Origin of the sequence: Schaalia sp. JY-X169 (assembly GCF_014069575.1) — a bacterium.
Taxonomy (GTDB): Bacteria; Actinomycetota; Actinomycetes; order Actinomycetales; family Actinomycetaceae; genus Scrofimicrobium.
In genome coordinates this window covers 521036-538241 of record NZ_CP059675.1, presented here as the reverse complement: position 1 = coordinate 538241, position 17206 = coordinate 521036, and the positions used below count along the sequence as shown (strand labels likewise).

Genomic DNA, 17206 nt, shown 5'->3' with positions numbered 1-17206 from the left:
ATGGCAAACAACAATGAAGTTGAAGCGCTGGATCCTGACTTCACCGCGAAGGTCACCAGCGCTGTCTCCCCGTGGATACTGCAGCAGCGTTGGTGTCCGACCGGATACCAAGATCTGCACCCGGTTGTCCTGTGGCGATTGCCTTCTAAAGGCGAAGAGAATGCGCATGCGCTGCTCCTCGTGGCGCGTCTTGATGAGAACGGACCCCTCCTGCAAGTCCCCTTGGTGGCAGCAGCAGAAAGCGCGAACCCGTCCTCGGCTACCCTTGTCGCAACCACCGAGGACGGGTCCCTCTGGGACGGGACTGTAGAACCCTTGTTCTGGAAGGCATGGGTGCACGTCGCCTCGGTCCTAGCGGGCACGAGGGCGGAACTAGCCCAGTCGGCCGCGAACGTAAGACCATTGGGCATGGAGCAATCCAACAGCTCTGTGATCCTCACAGGCGGGGCAACTCGCCTGATAGCCAAGGTGTTCCGAGTCCTTCAACCCGGCGTTCATCCCGAGGTGGAGCTTCCTACCGCGCTCACGGAGACGGGATGGTCCGGCGTCCCAAAGCTCTATGCCACGTGGGACCTTCCGCCACTACCAGATGACCTCGGGGGATTCCCCTATTGCTCAGCGGTTGTGTCACAAATGATCACGGGTGCGACGGACGGGTTTGACCTGTTTGTGGACTTGGCGACCAAGGGTGAGGATCCGAGCCGTGAAGCCACCGCCCTCGGTATCCTAACCGCACAGATGCACGGCGGCTTGCGGAGCGCCCTCGGCTCCGGGACCCCCTTTCTTCCTGCAGACTTGGCGGAGAGGGTGGAAGGCGGCCTCAAGCGCGCGAGCCTAGATGACATGAGCTGGCCGCATGCGGATCTTAGGAAGCGACTCACACAAGTACTCGCCGACAATATGGGGGGATTGATCACCTCGATCGAGACCCAACAAATCCATGGCGACCTCCATTTGGGCCAGACCCTCAGATCACCGGATGGTTCCTGGTACGTCCTCGACTTTGAAGGGGAACCACTGGCCGATATCGCGCAGCGTTCCGCTCCGGACACACCGCTTCGGGACATTGCGGGGATGTTGAGATCCTTTGACTACGCGTGGCAACGGGCCAACGATGGACCCGATACGACGATGTGGACAAAGAATGCTCGCGATGCGTTTCTTAGGGGCTACAGCTCAGAGAGCGCACTTACTGACGCCGACTTGATGATTCTCGGCGTCTTAGAAATTGAGAAGGCGCTCTACGAGGTCGAGTATGAGGCCAAGTATCGTCCCGACTACCTAAGGGTCCCGCTAGCCGCCCTGGAAGTGCTTGCGAATCTGCACGGTGAACAATCCAAAGTGAGAGACTTGAAGCTATGACTAATCAGCCTGTTTCCATATCCCCCGAAGTCCTGGATTCGGTCGCTCGAGGTGAGTACCACTCGCCTCACTCTGTGCTAGGCGGTCACCCCGAAGATGGGATCGTGACTGTCCGCACCGTTCGTCACCTCGCTGATGAGGTGACCGTAGTGACCGCTGACGCCGAGTACCCGGCAAGCCACGAACACAACGGCGTGTGGGTTGCTGTTCTTCCTGGCGATACCGTTCCTGACTATCGTCTCCGTATTCGCTACGGCGATACCACCACCGTGGTGGACGACCCCTACCGCTTCCTTCCATTTGTTGGCGAACTGGATCAACACCTGTTCTCCGAAGGCCGATTGGAAGAGCTGTGGCGTACCCTCGGAGCCCACCGCAAGCACCTCTCTGGATCCATGGGTGACGTCGATGGAGTCGCATTTGCAGTTTGGGCACCAAATGCGCGCGCAGTGAGGGTCGTTGGCGACTTCAACTACTGGGATGGTTCGGGGTCCTCGATGCGCTCCCTGGGGTCCTCCGGCATCTGGGAGCTTTTCATCCCGGACGTACAGATCGGCGCTCGATACAAGTTTGAGATCCAGGGACCGGAAGGCAACTGGTTCCAAAAGGCAGACCCTCTCGCGAATGCTACGGAAGTCCCCCCTGCTACGGCCTCGGTGGTAACGCACTCTGAGTACGAATGGGAAGACGAAGAGTGGCTCACCAAACGCGCTGAGACCAATGTTCATGAAGGACCGATTTCGATCTACGAATGCCACATTGGGTCCTGGAAGCAGGGTCTTTCCTACCGCGACCTCGCTGATGAGATGGTCCCCTACCTGCTGGAGATGGGTTACACCCACGTAGAGTTCATGCCTGTCATGGAGCACCCATTCGGTGGCTCGTGGGGCTACCAAGTCACCTCCTACTATGCCCCAACTGCACGTTTTGGCTATCCTGATGACTTCCGCTACCTGGTCGATCAGCTCCACCAGGCCGGTATCGGGGTAATTCTGGACTGGGTTCCCGCACACTTTCCAAAGGACGCTTGGGCGCTTGCCCGTTTTGATGGCACCCCTCTGTACGAGGACGGGGACCCGATGCGCGGCGAACAGCCAGACTGGGGAACCTACGTCTTCAACTTCGGTCGCAATGAGGTCCGTAACTTCCTAGTCGCAAACGCGAACTACTGGTTTGAAGAGTTCCATGTTGATGGCCTACGTGTGGATGCCGTCGCATCGATGCTCTACTTGGACTACTCGCGTGAAGAGGGTCAGTGGCGCCCCAACCAGTTCGGTGGGCGAGAAAATCTTGAGGCCATCCAGTTCATCCAGGAAACCAACGCCACTGTCTACCGCCGCTACCCGGGTGTCATCATGATTGCCGAAGAATCGACTGCCTGGCCCGGTGTTACGGCGCCAACTTCTGGCGGGGGCCTCGGCTATGGCCTGAAGTGGAACATGGGGTGGATGAACGACACTCTGCGCTACATGGCAGAAGATCCGGTTAACCGTCGCTGGCACCATGGTGAGCTGACCTTCTCACTTGTCTATGCATTCTCGGAGAACTTCATTTTGCCTCTGTCTCATGATGAGGTCGTCCACGGCAAGGGCTCGATAATCGCAAAGATGCCCGGCGACAAGTGGCAGAAACTCGCAAACACCAGGGCGCTGTACGCATACCAGTGGTCACACCCCGGCAAACAGCTCTTGTTCATGGGCCAAGAGTTCGCGCAGGAGGGCGAGTGGAGCGAGTCGTATAGCCTCGACTGGTGGCTCCTCGATAACCCGGAACATCAGGGGGTCGCGCGCCTTGTCAGGGATTTGAACCATATCTACCGCTCGTCGCCTGCCATGTGGGATGACGACTACACCGGCTTTGAGTGGATCGATGCGGGGGATGCGGACCACAACGTGGTCTCTTATGTGCGCCAGGGACGCAACGAAGATGGAGAGATGGAGCATCTGCTCTGCATCATCAACTTTGCTGGTAACCCGCACGAGCACTACCGGGTCGGTCTACCATTCGGTGGTGATTGGGAAGAGGTTCTCAACTCTGATGACCTGGCCTACGGAGGATCAGGGGTGACGAACCCCAGCGTCCTACATTCGGAGGAGCTGCACTGGAACAATCGTGATCATTCGTTGTCGCTGTCTGTTCCGCCGTTGGCTGCAACGTTCCTTCGGCCCGTCAAGAAGTAGCCTTGTGAGGAGCTAGGGCAGAGAGCACTTACGGTGGGGGGATTCGCTACGGCGGGTCCCCCCACCCCCATCTCAAACCGCGAGATCGAATAGTATCGACAGCTTCGGGTCCAATAACAGTGTAATATGTCGATACTATTCGATCTCGCGGGGAGGGGGTGGGTAGTGACGGCAGCGGTGACCGGTCGTAGAGGCGAGAGGAATACCCACAGCATCTTCTGCGAAAGCCCCTTAAGCCACATCAATCGTCTTCATCTGCACGTAAGGTTGCCGGAATCCCCTAAGGTTGCCCCCGTTCTTGCGAATTACGAGCAACTCTAAGGGATCCCGGCAACCTTACGTGGCGGAGGGGTAGTCGGGGCGAGAGGTGCCCCGCCTACACCATGAGGTGCGTGGCAAGTCTGTTCCGCGCGGCCTTCACTGCTGCGGTGTCACTCGCTATTGGGAACAAGCCGACGAGGGCGCGACGGTACTTCTCTTTGTCGCTCTCATCTTCTGCTGAGATCAGTGCATCAAGTAGGACGTTAAATGCCCCTTGCTCATCACCAGCCGCGAAGTGAGCGTCAGCAGATGTTGTGGGAGACTCAGTCATCGCTGCCCCGCCCGCTAGTTCCTTTTCATAGCGACGCTCAAACCGCGCTCTAGCAAGGGCGACTTTGGCTTCCTTGTCTGCGGGGTTGTTTGCCAGTACCTTTTTCCACGCTTTTACCGCCCCGTCCCAGTCGCCTTCCTCTTCGGCAGCTCGGGCTGGTAAGTGCTCTTCAGGTGTTGGAATCTCCGTGTCTTCATCAGAAACTTCGAGACGTCCGGTCACACCCAGCTGCTGCGCCGCTTGGAGCACCTCTGTGAGGATGCGCTGCGCCTCTGCCGGTGTTGGTACGCCCTCGAACAAGGGAATGGGGCGCCTTGCAATGATCGCAAATGTTGCTGGGACACTCTGCGCCTGGAATGCGGCTGCAAGCTGCGGACTAGCTTCAACATCAACCCGTCCGAGCTGCAAGGACCCGTCTGCTGAACGTATCAGCGACTCCAAGATCTCAAGGGATTGTTTGGAAGCGAGGGATCGTGGAGAATACAGCGCGAGGACCACTGGCACCTCTTGCGAGAGCGCCATCTGCTCTTCAAAGGTCGCCTCTGTAACATCTACGACAAGTGGCGCGGGAACATTCTGCGCCAGCCCGGAGCCTTCAAGACCCCCATCAGCTACTGGAGCGACTTGGTCTGCAACCATATGTGACAGGTCTACGCCACCAAAATTGCTCGATTCCACAGCTTCCACCAAATTCCCCTCCAGCCGAGGCTAGCCTGCTGGCTCTGTGTCATCCCGGTCAACCGACGTGATGACACGCTCAGAACCCACGACGGAGACTTTCTCGTCAGATCCTTGTGGCGGGACAACGAAGAAGATTGACACTAGATAATTGACGCTGACAGAACCGATAACGTTCTTGTCCTCAAGATAAGCAGCAGGAGTTCCCGCCATCTCCAGCGTTGATCCCGGAACCGTGCGACTGTACGTCATCGAGTATGTGAAAGCCGCCGATACCAACGACTGTTCAGTATCCAATGAGACGCCCACGATGGGATAGTCCCCCACAGCAGCCGAGGCCGTAACACTGCCGGCCACCTGTACCGCCTCGTTGACCTTAGTAAGTTCCTCGGCATACCTGGGAGCAAAGACGTTGTCGTCAAAGAGGGCATACTCTTCGTTGTCAGGACTATTCAGATGGTTAACGTAGGTTGTGAGTGTTTCCTGCGGGGTCATAATTAGGCCCTCGGAATCGGCCTCCAACACCTTGGATCCGTCACGGATACCGACGCCACGCACGGAGGTGCCCCCAACTAGCCGCGTCCAGTTCTCCAGCTTGTACTGGTCTCTAGCGGACTGCTGGGTGATGAAGTAGACCTCTGCGGGCTGGTCTCCCGAAGCATTTGAGGCTACTAGCAGAACACGTGGCCATGAGTCACCAACAGTCGCGGAGAAGACCTCTTGGTTTATGGTCAGTGCAGGAATCTCCGTGTCTGTCTTCTCAGCTCGGACAAACTGGCCTTTTCTCAAGGTCAGCGCGGGGTCAACAACTCGTTCTTCGAGAATCGACGTATCGTTCTCTTCAACCGATGCGTCCAAATCCGCCTGAATATCAGCAACGATTCGCCTCACTTGGTCTTCCGTCAAGGTCAAAGAAAGATCCGAATTGGTTGTGCCTGACTGCGCACCTGACTGCGCACCTGATTGCGTTGCCGACTGTGGGTCGGCAACCTCCAGCACGGGCTGGGAACAGCCGGCAAGAACTAACGCGGAACTAGCGGCTAGAGATAGTAGTGCTGTTGTGGACCGCTTCATGGCTTTCTCCGTTTCCAGACTGCTCGGGCGGCGAGGATGGCGGCAAATCACTGCTCGACGTCACCCATAGCCTCACTCCACTTATTGGGTCGCACGCTGCGCTCGTGGAGCACCCGATCCGGGGTGGGGTCTTCCTCGGTGGGTGTGGCGGTCGTCGTAAACTCTCGCTCCCCGACAACCAGGCGGCTTACTCCGCGCCGGTGCGCGTCGCGTAATGCTCGACGGGTTGGGAACGAGCCCCCACCCTGCTGCAACGCAGAAAGGTTCATCATTCCCGAATCAGTCGTGACCGTTTCGCTACGAGACGCTTCAAGGCGTGACGGTTGATCATCCTTGGTGGACGGCTTGTCCTTGGCTTCCATATCATCCGTGGCCACGCTGAGTTCCTCATCACCGGCTGAGTCTGCATCACCGGCTAAGTCTGCATCACCAGCCGAGTCTGCGTCGGGGCGCGAGGGCGTCACGTCATCAACTTCTTGGTCGATTGACTCCACGGTTTCTGCCGCGTCTTCTGCGACCACCTCCGTGGGATCCGCCGTCTCAGTAGCCTCCACCGAAATAGCATTCGTGGACTCGACGTGGTCAGTCGTGGAGAGTTCCGGAAGAGTAGCAATCTCTGCGGTATCGGTGCTGGCTCTCTCATCCAGCGTCCGCAGCGCCTCAGACCTTGACGCCCGGCGACGAGCTGCCCCCGCAAGCGACACGGCGATAATCAGCGCCATGATCGTCGCAATCGCTGCACCAATGAATGATGCCACGGCCAGCAGGTTTGATTGCGGTGTCTGCCAAGTCAATGTCAACGTTGGCGCGGGGCCCACTCCGTCAGTTGCAGCGAGGATTGACAGTCCCATGTCGTCCCCACTTAGGGTGAGACTGACAGAGCCACGCCCATAGTTTTCCGCGACCCACATGTCAGAGCTAATGGGACTGGCAGCCTGAGCGCCTGACTGTGGCTCTTCCACACTCTCCGCGCCGCGACCTGATTGAGCTTCTCCAGATTGTGGATTCGCCTCAACCCCGTGGGGAATTGTCTTGAGGGTTTGAAGATCAAGCAGACCAACAATTTCCTCATAGGGTTCATCCTGCAACCAGGCGGTGATGTCTTCCGGGCTGCCAACTGCAAGCCAGACATCTTGGTCTGGCTCGGCAGTAACATTGATTCTGACACTGTCCGCATAGAGGGGGAAGACGCCCGCGCGGGTCATGGCAAATGGCTCTGTGGGGTTGTGCGTTGCGCTAACCTGCTGGGCTGGGCGCCACACCGTTAGTGCCAGAGCGCCAACAGCCAGCAATGCTACGGCAATGATGCCGAGCACGATGGGCACCGAATATCTTTTCGCCTTGCTCACGGCCAGTTCCCTCCCAAATACTGCGTTAGTACAGAATAAACCAGCTATTGGGCTCGATGGCGAGCACTAGGACACAATCTGTACTACGCCAAAGATACGCCACATTGGAATCAGCCGCCTCTTTAGTAACAGCTAGGCCCTTTTCATCGGCCTAGTCGGGACGCAACCTTCGCCTCCAGCACTCAGAGTGCCAGTGTCGGCGTGCCTGCACGCCCACAGGGCGCCCAAAGCGCGAATCTTCTGGCCATGCCACGACATGTTCTGTCCCCGCAGGGATCTGTTGCAGACAGCCGGGGCAAATGTACGTCTTATCGCCACCTCCTACATGCTGAACTTGGTAACTATCTCCGCCCGGCCCGCTCTCACTGCGGGGCACGCCCCTCAGCGCGTCCATATTGAGAGGGCGGTGTTCCCTCCCGTTGTGGGCGCGCTTCGAGCCGCGAGACTTTGGCACGACCCTACTGGGCTACGACGCTGGCGCCGTTGCGGAACACCCGAACCGGGTGCAAGTCATCAGATGCCACGAGGATATCAGCCCGCAGACCGACTTTGATCTCACCGCGATCCTCAAGACCCAGGACCTTAGCTCCCTGCTTGCTTGCCATGTACACGGCATCTTCCAGCGGTATACCCCCGTCGACAACGGCGATGCGAACCTGGTCCATGATGTGCGAAGTTCCTCCGGCGAGATTTCCACCTTCGGTCAGACGGGCAACTCCGTCGGCAACTGTGACTGCATTGGGTCCGAGGACGTAGTCGCCATCAGCCATTCCAGCTGCAGCCATAGAGTCCGTGACGAAGACGGCATTGTCGCGCCCGACGATCTGGGCCACCTCATTGACCAGCAGTGGATCGAGGTGCACCCCATCGCAGATCATCTCAGCAATGATTTCGCCGTCCTGAGCGCTCGACAACAATGCCGGAATTGGACCCGGAGAGCGATGGTGCATCGGAGGCATACCGTTAAACAGGTGCGTCACCGTGGCCTTGCCTCCGCGGATCTTGTTCTCTGCAAGCAGGTCAACACCCATTTCGACGGCTTCGTTTGCTTGCGAAACCGTGCAGTCCGAGTGACCCCATGATGGGAGGATCCCTCCCTCAACCAGCAGGCGAACCGCCTCGCGACCGTCCTCGTCCAAACATCTTTCGGGAGCCAGCGTGATGGATACGGCATACCCGCGGCCCGCCTCTACTAGCTTCGTTGCGTCGGTCGGCGTTGCCGGAACTAGGAACGCGGGGTTCTGAGCTCCGCAGCGCGCCTCAGAGAGGAATGGTCCCTCGTAATGAATGCCTGCAATGATGCCCGCCTCAACGGCGTCAGCCAACAGACCTGCCCTCTCTTCAAGCACCGGGATTGCTGCTGTGACAAGTGAGGCAACCAGAGTAGTTGTCCCATATTTCAGGTGTTCATTAGCCGCCTGTTCGACATCAGCCACAGTCAGGGAATCAGGGAACGAAGCCCCGCCACCGCCATGGCAGTGCACATCGATGAGGCCCGGGAGAATGTACCCGTCTGCGTCTAGCCGCGAGGCATCCGCGTAACGGTCCGGCAGATCCGCCTGGCTTCCGACCCAGGCTATTAGCTCACCTTCGATCACTACTGCACCGTTCGTGATGGTTTTATCAGGTAGCACGACTGAACCCGTTAGTAACTGAATATCACTCATTTTCCTTCGGCCTTTGTTTGGAACTCTCTGACTAGAACAGGCGGTCCTGACTGTTATCCATTCCCCGCATTGCCGCATAGTCCAAGCTTAGACACTCAATACCACGGTCCGCGGCAAGAACTTTGGCCTGATTAGTTAGTTCTTGACCCGCAAAGATTCCTCGAATCTCCTTGTAGCGCTCTTCCCGCCCCAGAAGATCCAAGTAGCGGGTCAATTGCTCGACTCCGTCGATGCCGCCGCGCCTCTTGACCTCTATAGCGACAGGATGCCCCTGCGGGTCATAGACCATTAGGTCGACAGGACCAATCGGCGTTGGGTGCTCACGACGTTGCAGGCGCCACCCCGGTCCGAGAATGGTGGAAACCTGTTCTGCCAGGAGCTCTTGGAGGTGGGCCTCTACCCCATCCTTGCGCAGGCCGGGGTCCTCCCCCAGCTCCTCGACAACTTCCGCGATCTTCTCGTAGATGCGGATAAGTAGGGCACCATCCACCTTCTTTGGCTGCACAGTCCACACGGCCACGACACCGAGCTCTGACTCGTCCTCATCCGGTTCGCGTTCCGTAAGGACACACGGAGCTGTCATCCAGTTCAGTGGCTTGTATGAACCCCCATCGGAATGAACCAACACGGAGCCGTCTGCTTTGAGCATGAGCAGACGTCTTGCACGCGGCAGATGGGCATCAAGCCGACCCGTGTAGTCCACCGAGCAATCGGCTATGACCAATCGCAACGCGTACCCCTTTCAGAAGAAACCTAGGAACCCTGGCTATCCACGGAGACCGGGAGGTGCGGAGTTCACCCAAGAGATCAGCCCGGCAGCGTCTCCCTGCGCCAACGCAAGGGTGAAGAGACCTTGAGGGGAGCGGAGTCGGACGATGATGTAGCTATTGTCCGCTGTTGGGACTGGTCCCCCCACCACTTCAAGATAGGCCCGTGGCAGTAGCAGGTCCGGTGTCGTCCTCGGACTGGCCAAACGGTACCAAGCCAGATTGATTTGTCCGTAGAGCGCTACACCACGAATCCATTGGTCGTCACCCGGCCGAATGATCCACGTACTAAATGAGGCTTTTCTACCCACGAGGATCGCTGCGCGCAGTCCCAAGAAGGTCAGCATCGCCAGGATAACCACGAGGATCAAGGCGGAGACAGCAAGAAAAATCATCCCTGCACTCATGCTCGCCTCCGGTTTCGTGACTCTGCAACACTACTTGGAAGAAATCTCTCCGCCCTGGGCGACGATCGTCACATAGTCTGAATCAACGGATGCAAAGCCACCGTCGATTGAGACAGTCACCTTCACTCCCCCTTGCGCTTGGATCTCAACCTCTCCGGCTTCTAATACCGTCAGAAGAGGTTGGCGACCCGTGAGGATACCCAAGCGCCCATCCACCGCTGGGACCGCCACATATGAGGCGTTCCCTTGCCAGAGGGGTTCCAGTCGAGAGACAACTTCAACATGAAGCTTAGCGTCACTCACCGTCCTGGATTTCCTTCCATCTACGTTCGATATCCTCGATGCCGCCGATGTTGAAGAAAGCCTGCTCTGGAACGTGGTCGTAGTAGCCGTCAGCAATACGCTTGAACGCTTCGATCGTCTCCGAGAGGGGAACTGTGGAGCCGGGTAGGCCCGTGAACTTCTCCGCCATATATGTGTTTTGTGAGAGGAACTGCTGAATCCTCCGCGCCCTAGCAACAGTGACCTTGTCTTCTTCAGACAGTTCGTCAACACCAAGGATTGCGATGATGTCCTGCAACTCCTTGTTCTTCTGCAGGATCGACTTCACCCGGGTTGCAACATCGTAGTGTTCCTGGCCAACGTGCTTCGGATCAAGCAGTCGCGACGTTGACGTCAGTGGATCAACCGCGGGGTACAAGCCTCGTGAAGCAATCTCACGTGAGAGCTCGGTTGTCGCATCAAGGTGAGCAAACGTCGTTGCAGGCGCCGGGTCCGTGTAGTCATCAGCAGGAACATAGATTGCCTGCAGCGAGGTGATCGAATTTCCACCGGCAGAGGTGATGCGCTCCTGCAACATGCCCATCTCATCTGCAAGGTTCGGCTGGTAGCCGACCGCTGAAGGCATACGGCCCAAGAGTGTCGAAACTTCAGAACCCGCTTGAGTGAAGCGGAAGATGTTGTCGATGAAGAGGAGCACGTCCTGGTTCTGAACATCGCGGAAGTACTCTGCGATCGTCAGCCCTGTGAGGGCGATACGTAGACGCGTCCCAGGCGGTTCGTCCATCTGGCCGAAGACCAGCGCGGTTTTATCCATGACGCCGGCCTCTTCCATTTCGTGGATGAGGTCGTTGCCCTCACGTGTTCGTTCACCCACCCCGGCGAACACAGACACACCACCATGGTCCAGTGCAACTCGTTGGATCATCTCTTGGATGAGGACGGTCTTGCCGACGCCCGCACCGCCAAAGAGTCCGATCTTTCCACCCTGCACATACGGAGTAAGCAGATCGATGACCTTGATCCCCGTCTCAAACATCTTCTCTTGACCTTCAAGCTGGTCAAACGAGGGCGCGTCCCTGTGAATGGGCCAGCGCTCCTTGATGTCGAGAACCTCATCCTTCTCCAAGTTCAGGCATTCGCCTGTCACATTGAAGACGTGGCCCTTGGTCACTTCACCAACCGGGACTGTGATTGGACCACCCGTGTTAGTTACCTGCGCCCCGCGCACCAATCCGTCAGTTGGCTTCAGTGCAATGGTTCGCACCATGTTGTCACCCAGATGCTGGGCAACTTCAAGGGTTAGAGTTGTCAGCCCTTCGCCCTCGCCCTGGCCGCGTAGATCGAGATCTACGAGCAACGCATTGTAGAGCGGGGGGATCGCATCCGGGGGGAACTCAACGTCAACTACGGGACCCACAACGCGCGCAACGCGACCCTCGGCGGGCTTAGTCTTTTCGTCTGCCATCTCTGTCTCTTTCCGCGGCCACGGGGGCCTAATCCGTGTTGTCTAGTTGGCCTGCGAAAGAGCGTCTGCACCCGAGACGATTTCGCTAATTTCCTGCGTTATTTCACCCTGGCGTGCCGCATTTGCAAGCCTGGTGTAATCGGTTATCAAGTCTCCGGCATTTTCTGTTGCCGTGTGCATTGCCTGCTGACGTGCTGCCAACTCCGACGCTGCGGACTGGACCATTGCGGTCGCAATGCGATTGGTTACGTAAAGAGGAAGTAGCGTGTTGAGAACGCTGTCCACATCTGGAATGAACTCATACTCTGGGAAGCCCGTACCATCTGGACCAAAGCCCAGCTCGCCTTCGCCCTCGCCTTCTCCCTGGGGAGCATCGACGACCCTAAGCGGCACGATCTGGCGGATTTCAGGTATCTGCTTCACCATGGAAATGAACCTGGTGAAGACAATTTCAACCGCAGCCACACCTGTTGCAGGGTTTGGATCGAGGAAGTACTTGAGTAGTGTGTCACCGACCTCGTACATACGTTCTTCGGACGGACGGTCCGAGTCGCCCTCCCAGGCTTTCTCAATTGGGATGCCACGGAATCTGAAGAACTGCGCCGCCCGCTTACCGGAGGTGAAGAGAACGGGCTCCTTCCCGTCCTCGCGGAGTTCTTCCATCAGCCGTGCCGTTTCACGCAATATTGTTGCCGAGTACGCCCCGGCCAATCCGCGGTCCGAGGAAATGGCAAGAACTGCAACCCTGTTCGTATCAGAACGTTCCTGTGTGAGCGGATGGTGGATGTCCGAGTGCACCGCAACGGCCGCAACGGCCGCCGTCAGGGCACGCGTGTAAGGATCTGCTTCGACTGCGCGCTTACGTGCGGCACCGATTCGAGAAGCAGCAATCATCTCCATCGCTCTGAAGACTTTTTCAAGCGTTTCAGTTGCGCGGATCTTCTGCTTGTAGACCCTCTGTTGACCACCCATTCCTAGTCCTTCTTCGCACCGCCGCGCGTGCGGACGATCTCTTCTTGGGTACGCTCGGCCTCAACTTCGCCCTCTGCTGCCCCATCCTTCGAGACTACAAACGACTGGTGGTAGTCCTCAACCGCACTCTTCAGATCACTCTCGAGATCTTCTTCGAGCGTTCCCGTAGCGACGATCCTCTCCAGAACATCTGTGTGTGCCCGCAAGTGGTCCAGAAGACCGTCTTGGAAGGGGCGAACCTCTTTGAGTTCGAGGTCGTCTAGGTAGCCCTTCGTACCTGCCCAGATCACGGCGACCTGATCCTCAACACTCATCGGGGAGCTCTGGGACTGCTTCAGCAACTCCATCATGTGTTCACCGCGTGTCAACTGTGCACGGGTAGTCGCGTCGAGGTCGGAAGCAAACATGGCGAACGAGGCCATTGAACGGTATTGGGCGAGCGTCAACTTCAAGGTGCCGGCAACCTTCTTCATCGCCTTGATCTGCGCGTCACCACCAACACGAGAGACGGAGACACCAACGTCAACCGCCGGGCGCTGGTCAGCGTTGAAAAGGTCCGACTGTAGGAAGATCTGCCCGTCGGTAATGGAGATGACGTTCGTCGGAATGTAAGCGGAGACGTCGTTTGCCTTGGTCTCAATGATTGGCAGACCCGTCAGGGAGCCGCCTCCGAGTTCATCCGACAGCTTCGCGCAACGTTCCAGAAGACGCGAGTGGAGGTAGAAAACATCACCCGGGTACGCCTCACGGCCCGGTGGGCGGCGCAGCAGAAGTGACACTGCGCGGTAGGCTTCTGCCTGCTTTGAAAGATCGTCAAAGACAATCAGGCAGTGCTTGCCACCGTACATCCAGTGCTGGCCGATAGCGGATCCCGTGTAGGGAGCCAAGTACTTGAATCCTGCGGGGTCCGAGGCCGGTGCAGCAACGATGGTCGTGTACTCCAGTGCACCAGCATCAGCAAGAGTCTTGCGGACAGCAGCGATTGTCGACGCCTTCTGTCCAACGGCAACGTAGATGCAGCGAACCTGCTTCTTAGGATCACCGGTTGCCCAGTTATCCTTCTGATTCAAAATCGTATCGATTGCGATGGCAGTCTTGCCGGTTTGCCGGTCACCGATAATGAGCTGACGCTGTCCACGGCCAATCGGGATCATGGAGTCAATGGCCTTAAGGCCCGTCTGCAAAGGCTCATGCACCGACTTACGCTGCATGACGCCGGGAGCCTGCAGTTCGAGGGCGCGGCGTCCCTCCAGGTCCGTAATCTCTCCGAGGCCGTCGATGGGTTTACCCATGGGATCGACCACGCGCCCCAGGTAGCCGTCGCCAACCTGAACTGAGAGGACCTCACCTGTGCGGCGAACTTCTTGACCTTCTTCAATCCCTGAGAAGTCACCCAGAATGACCGTTCCAATCTTGGTCGGTTCCAGGTTCATCGCGAGTCCGAGCGTTCCGTCCTCGAACTTCAGGAGCTCATTGGCCATCGCTCCCGGAAGACCTTCAACCTGCGCGATGCCGTCGGCGGTTTCAGTAACGTGACCGACCTGCTCGGCCGTTGCGTCCACGGGCGTAAATGACTCAATGTAAGAGTCCAACGCTGCCCGAATGTCTTCCGGGCGAATCCCAAGATCAGTCATTGATCGTTCCTAATCGCTTCTGTGTCCAAGTCATGTGAGAGAGGTCTGTTGCTACTTAGCCATGGCCAGACGTGCCATGGCAATATCCGTACGGATCGAGGTGTCGATTGATTCCTCGCCTATATCGAGACGGAAGCCGCCGATCAACGATGGGTCAACCACTTGCGCCATGTCCACGGGACGTCCCCACTTCCGCTCAGCAAGTGATGCCATCCGGGCTGCCTGGGCCTCAGTCAATGGACGAGCAGTACTACATACCACCAGTGCCCTGCCATTCATGTCAGAAGCCCGTGCCGCCATTCGCCGAAGCAGTTGCACTAGGTGCCCGTAGCGCACGTCGTGGGCTGCCCGCATAATTAGCTTCTGCGCGATTGGGCTGACGTGGCCCTCAAAAATTTTCCCCGCGAGGGCGGCTCTCTGGTCGGCGTCACCCTCCCCCAAGTCAGACAGTTGAATCCGCAAGTCGCGGTTGCTGGCAATCAGCGCGTAGGCATCCACAAGCTGCTGGCTGAGGTCGGGGTTCTTCTCGTAATCCTCTGCGAGAACATACGCGTCCATGCCGAGTTCACGAATTGTGGTCCCCAGTTGGTCCTGATGACCCCAGTGCTGGCCTACCAGCAGGGAGATCACTGCCATGGTGACTGAGCCAACCCGCGCGGAGAAAACACTCTCAGCGAGGTTCACTCGGTCAACTGGCGTTCGGCCAGGGTCCGTCAGTGCCCGCAGGAGGCGCCGGTTCTGGCTCAGCGTGTCGTAAACACCAAACAGCTCAGCACCGACTGCTTCACCCTGGGGACCAATCTTGATGTCCCGGTGAAGCAGGTCGCGTGCGGCCTGAAGGTTCGACTGCTGTTCCGCTCCCACTAGGCATCCGCTCCCGTGGGGGTCGAAGCCAAGTCGGCCTCAACATCGCTCATGAACCTGTCGATTACACGCTGTGACAGTTCTTCATTTGTGAGCTGTTCGCCAACGATGCGCTCTGCCAGCTGTGTCGCTAGAGTACCCACATCTTGACGCAATGATATTGCGGCAGCAGCGCGCTCCGTGGCGATGTGACGGCTTGCAGCTTCGGTAATTCGAGCTGCTTCAGCCTGGGCTTCATGGCGACCTTGGGCCACAATTCGGCCTGCGTCCTTCTGTGCGTCACCGCGGATCTCCCGGGCCTCTTCCTGCGCCTTGCGAAGAACTTCTTCACGCTCACGCTTCGCGAGTGAAGCATCCTCTTTCGCCTTGTCGGCAGCATCGAGTCCCGCGTCGATCATCTCGCGGCGGTCATCTATCATTCCGTAGATTTTCGGAAGCGCTTTGCCCAGCACCAACCACAGCCCAAGCATGATTAGCGCCGACCAGAAGATCTCATAAACCGGCGGAATCAAAACATCAAGGCCACCTACGGCTGCGGCCTCAGCTGGAAACGGCATGGTTGCAACCATCAGACAATAAATGCCAGAACGAAGCCGATCAGGGCAAGGGCCTCGATTAGGGATGCACCGATAATCATGTTCGTAAAGAGGCGACCAGCGACCTCGGGTTGGCGTGCTGTGGCTTCCTGTGTACGCGCAACCAGGATGCCGATGCCGAGGCCCGGGCCGAGTGTTGCAAGGCCGTAGCCCAGAATAGTGATGGAACCGGTCATCGTTTCTTCCTTCTGTTGTTACTTGGTTTTGGTTGGGATCAGTTGTTTGGATTAGTGGGCTTCGACTGACATCTTGATGTAGACGGCAGTCAAGATGGTAAACACATAGGCCTGCAGTACTGCCACGAACATCTCAAACAGAGTCATTACCACGGCTGCGGCCAGGGTCAGTGCGGACACGGGAACCAGGGCTCCGACGCCAATCAGCAGCACCTGGGTTCCGAAGTATGTCAGGGCTAGGAGCATGTGGCCGGCAATCATGTTAGCCAGAAGACGAATAGCCAACGTAGCGGGTCGCACGATGAAAGTTGAGATTAGTTCGATTGGAGTGAGCAGGAAGTACACGGGCCACGGGATGCCGGGAGGGAACAACTGTTCCTTGAAGAAGCGCAATCCCCCACGTGCCTTTATACCCGCACTGATGAAAGTCACATACGAGATAATCGCGAACACCAGTGGAACTGACATTACAGAAGATGCTGCGATGTTGATTCCCGGAACGATACCGGTGAGGTTCATTCCCAAGACGCCGAAGAAGGTGAAGGCTAGGAGCGTACCGTAGCGCTTGCCGCGGCGAGTCCCGAGGAGCTCGATACCAATGTTCTGGCGAACAAACGACACGCCAAGTTCAATCAGCATTTGGCCGCGAGATGGGCGGAGTGTCACGCCAGCAGCCGTCACGGCAAAGATGAGCGCAACAACAGCGGCAGCAATGATCCGTGCCAGAGTGAGTCGGTTTAGTTCGAACAACGTGCCATCCCAGATGATCGTTTCTGGGAAGAAGTCGGCCATGCCGGGACTGTGAACGTCCTCGACCGGATGGCTAAATGCGTCGACTATGCCGGGGTAGAACGTCACAACCACGACGCCCAGGAGCAGCACCAGGCCGAGCCACCACCACAGCGGCCGTGCAGGATTGCTCCGTGCAGTCTCTGTCTTGTGGGTAGCGTCAGGCAGGCGATTCTCCGCCGGCTTGGCCACAGTTGCCGTGGTCAGAGCGTACCTCCAGATATTCGTGCCTTCTGCTGTGAAGACAATTGCCCAAACTACCACCGCGTATAGAGGTGGACGACGATCATGCTATCAGGACAACTGGGAACAAGTTGCATGTGTAGGCTTTCAAAGTGAGTAAGAACGCCCA

17 protein-coding genes are annotated in these 17206 nt (G+C 57.7%); 2 read left to right on the top strand and 15 right to left on the bottom strand.

The window, feature by feature from the left end; all coding sequences use genetic code 11:
* Positions 1 to 1362, top strand: coding sequence for a phosphotransferase (locus tag H2O65_RS02350; RefSeq protein ID WP_182142010.1), 1362 nt, complete (start codon positions 1 to 3; stop codon positions 1360 to 1362).
* Entirely contained in the window at positions 1359 to 3542 is a 2184-nt protein-coding gene (glgB, locus tag H2O65_RS02345) for a 1,4-alpha-glucan branching protein GlgB (RefSeq protein WP_182142009.1), read from the top strand. Before H2O65_RS02350 ends, glgB begins: the two co-directional genes overlap by 4 nt.
* A gap of 376 nt (positions 3543 to 3918) precedes the next feature.
* Here the strand turns inward: glgB and H2O65_RS02340 are convergent, their stop codons facing one another.
* The 15 genes from H2O65_RS02340 to atpB all read right to left on the bottom strand — a co-directional run bounded on the left by H2O65_RS02340 (position 3919) and on the right by atpB (position 17118).
* A complete protein-coding gene (locus H2O65_RS02340) occupies positions 3919 to 4812 on the bottom strand; it encodes a co-chaperone YbbN (RefSeq protein WP_182142008.1) in 894 nt (297 codons plus the stop codon).
* A gap of 30 nt (positions 4813 to 4842) precedes the next feature.
* Entirely contained in the window at positions 4843 to 5886 is a 1044-nt protein-coding gene (locus H2O65_RS02335; RefSeq protein ID WP_182142007.1) for a hypothetical protein, read from the bottom strand.
* Between the two features lie 47 nt (positions 5887 to 5933).
* On the bottom strand, positions 5934 to 7235 hold the full coding sequence (locus H2O65_RS02330) for a hypothetical protein (protein ID WP_182142006.1): 1302 nt from the start codon (positions 7233 to 7235) through the stop codon (positions 5934 to 5936).
* Between the two features lie 151 nt (positions 7236 to 7386).
* Entirely contained in the window at positions 7387 to 7629 is a 243-nt protein-coding gene (locus H2O65_RS10440) for a hypothetical protein (protein ID WP_259349598.1), read from the bottom strand.
* Between the two features lie 64 nt (positions 7630 to 7693).
* The gene (locus H2O65_RS02325) at positions 7694 to 8902 is read right to left on the bottom strand and encodes an N-acetylglucosamine-6-phosphate deacetylase (protein ID WP_182142005.1); all 1209 of its coding nucleotides are present in this window, start codon (positions 8900 to 8902) and stop codon (positions 7694 to 7696) included.
* Positions 8903 to 8933: 31 nt separating this feature from the next.
* Positions 8934 to 9632: an endonuclease NucS gene (gene nucS, locus H2O65_RS02320; RefSeq protein ID WP_182142004.1), complete on the bottom strand. Its 699-nt coding sequence runs from the start codon at positions 9630 to 9632 to the stop codon at positions 8934 to 8936.
* Between the two features lie 36 nt (positions 9633 to 9668).
* Positions 9669 to 10076 carry a DUF2550 family protein gene (locus H2O65_RS02315; RefSeq protein ID WP_182142003.1) on the bottom strand — a complete coding sequence of 136 codons (408 nt, stop codon included), beginning with the start codon at positions 10074 to 10076 and terminating at the stop codon, positions 9669 to 9671.
* A gap of 30 nt (positions 10077 to 10106) precedes the next feature.
* Positions 10107 to 10379 carry a F0F1 ATP synthase subunit epsilon gene (locus H2O65_RS02310; RefSeq protein ID WP_182142002.1) on the bottom strand — a complete coding sequence of 91 codons (273 nt, stop codon included), beginning with the start codon at positions 10377 to 10379 and terminating at the stop codon, positions 10107 to 10109.
* Entirely contained in the window at positions 10372 to 11823 is a 1452-nt protein-coding gene (gene atpD / locus H2O65_RS02305) for a F0F1 ATP synthase subunit beta (RefSeq protein WP_182142001.1), read from the bottom strand. Before atpD ends, H2O65_RS02310 begins: the two co-directional genes overlap by 8 nt.
* Positions 11824 to 11865: 42 nt before the next feature.
* A complete protein-coding gene (locus tag H2O65_RS02300) occupies positions 11866 to 12795 on the bottom strand; it encodes a F0F1 ATP synthase subunit gamma (RefSeq protein ID WP_182142000.1) in 930 nt (309 codons plus the stop codon).
* Between the two features lie 2 nt (positions 12796 to 12797).
* On the bottom strand, positions 12798 to 14429 hold the full coding sequence (gene atpA, locus H2O65_RS02295; RefSeq protein WP_182141999.1) for a F0F1 ATP synthase subunit alpha: 1632 nt from the start codon (positions 14427 to 14429) through the stop codon (positions 12798 to 12800).
* A 51-nt stretch (positions 14430 to 14480) separates the two neighbouring features.
* Complete coding sequence (locus H2O65_RS02290; protein WP_182141998.1) at positions 14481 to 15293, bottom strand: F0F1 ATP synthase subunit delta; 813 nt, start codon at positions 15291 to 15293, stop codon at positions 14481 to 14483.
* Entirely contained in the window at positions 15293 to 15850 is a 558-nt protein-coding gene (atpF, locus tag H2O65_RS02285; RefSeq protein WP_182141997.1) for a F0F1 ATP synthase subunit B, read from the bottom strand. Before atpF ends, H2O65_RS02290 begins: the two co-directional genes overlap by 1 nt.
* Before the next feature lie 11 nt (positions 15851 to 15861).
* A complete protein-coding gene (gene atpE, locus H2O65_RS02280; RefSeq protein WP_182141996.1) occupies positions 15862 to 16065 on the bottom strand; it encodes an ATP synthase F0 subunit C in 204 nt (67 codons plus the stop codon).
* 51 nt (positions 16066 to 16116) lie between these two features.
* On the bottom strand, positions 16117 to 17118 hold the full coding sequence (atpB, locus tag H2O65_RS02275; protein WP_259349559.1) for a F0F1 ATP synthase subunit A: 1002 nt from the start codon (positions 17116 to 17118) through the stop codon (positions 16117 to 16119).
* Positions 17119 to 17206: the final 88 nt, after the last annotated feature.